The organism is Fibrobacter intestinalis (assembly GCF_900167415.1).
GTDB classification, from domain to species: domain Bacteria; phylum Fibrobacterota; class Fibrobacteria; order Fibrobacterales; family Fibrobacteraceae; genus Hallerella; species Hallerella intestinalis.
In genome coordinates this window covers 1-1,859 of the sequence record NZ_FUWU01000112.1, presented here as the reverse complement: position 1 = coordinate 1,859, position 1,859 = coordinate 1, and the positions used below count along the sequence as shown (strand labels likewise).

Genomic DNA, 1,859 nt, shown 5'->3' with positions numbered 1-1,859 from the left:
TCAAGGGAATCAAGTCGTTCATTGACCGGTATAATGACCGTCGCAGACACTCATCCCTTGAAAATCACACCCCTTCGGAGGTATATTTTAACCATATGGTCCTGAAGGTGGCTGCATGACGAAAACAGTTCAACTAAGAAATCGGTTTTTCCTGTCGGAAAAAACCGACCAGTTCATGTGAGAAAGGAGTGATACCGCTATGAAAACTTTCTGTAAATATTTGGCATTATCAGCCACCCTGTTTATTTTCGCCTGTTCTTCTGATTCGGGAACAGGAACAAGTTCCTCTAGTCCCAGTTCCGGAGACAATCTGAAAGTAGATAATTCTGCTTGCATTGCCATGGCTGAAAAATACCTGCCTATTCCAAGTTCCCTCCCCGAAATGTACTCTACTGCGCTTAATTGGGTGCCTAATGGCAATTCCTCGTGTGTATCGAAAGTGAAGCTTAGCGCTCTTTCCAAATCGTATGATTCATACTACCAGATTCTGGTGATGAATAATTGGGGAGAAAAAGTCGGTGACGACATTCCCCTGGATGTCAGACAATATGTCAACTCCGAAAAATATATGTATTACAACCACAAGGAAGACGGCGGCTTCAAGGTTGTTTTCCAGATGTGGCTTTCATCAAATGAAGAAGGTGGTTATGATTTCAACGCAGTTTTTTCAATAATTGGCAACGCAGCAAGTGGTTCGTTGAACTCGTATTCGACAGATGTCGAGTATGTTGCAAGAACGTATATGAATGGAATTTTCTCGACCAATTACATAAACAATTTGTCATATCAGGATGAGTCCACAATATATTGGGCTTATCCGACAGACAAAACAATGGTTGATTACATAATGTATGATAGGGATGATGTGCCAAATTTACTAAAAGCCAATGGTTGGGAGAATGTTTATAGCCATTTATGCTCTGTTACTGACGTTGCAAACGATGGTATTCTGGTTGCCGGTAATGACCAGACAAGTATATGTATTGAAATTATTGGTACGATGGTTTACAATGGCAAGCCATTTGATATTTCCGTCAGGGTTGTTTCAAATGGTGGAACGCAAAGCACTTTTGCATACCTGGACTTTTTGGGTTGGTTAGGGCTTTAAATTATTCTTATAGGGGCTTTATGGCTGACAAGAAAAAAATTCTCTTCTGGCCTGATATTTACAAGGAACAGGGCCACTGGCTCCCGACACTTGCATAGGCGGATTATTTGCATTCCATGAAAGACGGCAAAGTTGAAAAGCTGTTTGATATTGAATATATGGGCATTGCCGACTGTGAGGAATTGGTTGCTTCTTACAACAATCAGAGCGAAACAGAGTTCAAATACAGTAACATTTTCTACGTTCCCGAAGATACGAAGGAGTCCGTCTATCCACCAGGTTATACAAATGAATTCCGAACAACTCCGGGAAACAGATGGAAAACGGACCATATATGGGCACTTGCCTATGCGGGATTTGATGATAAAAAAAACATTGTCAAGGCAGGAGCACCTAAAGATTCCGTCATATACAAGAATGCTATTGAATTTAGAGAAAGATGGAAAGATATCAAGCCAGACTTGATGGTTTCCGGATATTTTACGGCATTAGAAGCATTAATTATCTATTACCATCATCGGTTTGAATCGGATGTTTTTACCGGCAAAACGAAGTTTGCGATATCTACAACATATTTGAGGCATCCCGATGAAACCCCTGCCGCTCGGGCAAAGCAGAATCTGATGGCGTTTTCGTCGGATGAGCAAAGAAAATTGATAAATAGTCAGCCCTTAAAAAGTCACTTTGCGAACGCAAGATAAGGACGTTCGCATTTTTTGTTCATTCCGTTCCACAGAAGGCAAAAACAGTA

Annotated in this window: 3 protein-coding genes; all 3 read left to right on the top strand. The window is 41.0% G+C overall.

Features of this window, described 5'->3' with window-relative positions; genetic code table 11:
- The first annotated feature begins 8 nt into the window (after positions 1 to 8).
- Positions 9 to 119: a hypothetical protein gene (locus B5D40_RS16620; RefSeq protein ID WP_407643907.1), complete on the top strand. Its 111-nt coding sequence runs from the start codon at positions 9 to 11 to the stop codon at positions 117 to 119.
- 80 nt (positions 120 to 199) lie between these two features.
- Positions 200 to 1,108, top strand: coding sequence for a hypothetical protein (locus tag B5D40_RS15090; RefSeq protein ID WP_143394528.1), 909 nt, complete (start codon positions 200 to 202; stop codon positions 1,106 to 1,108).
- Between the two features lie 116 nt (positions 1,109 to 1,224).
- Positions 1,225 to 1,809, top strand: coding sequence for a hypothetical protein (locus tag B5D40_RS15085; protein ID WP_078777571.1), 585 nt, complete (start codon positions 1,225 to 1,227; stop codon positions 1,807 to 1,809).
- Positions 1,810 to 1,859 lie beyond the last annotated feature (50 nt).

What these genes read in the sequence shown, in the direction of transcription:
- B5D40_RS15090 (WP_143394528.1), top strand. Translation starts at nt 200, where the DNA reads ATGAAAACTTTCTGTAAATATTTGGCATTATCAGCCACCCTGTTTATT.
- B5D40_RS15085 (WP_078777571.1), top strand. Translation starts at nt 1,225, where the DNA reads ATGAAAGACGGCAAAGTTGAAAAGCTGTTTGATATTGAATATATGGGC.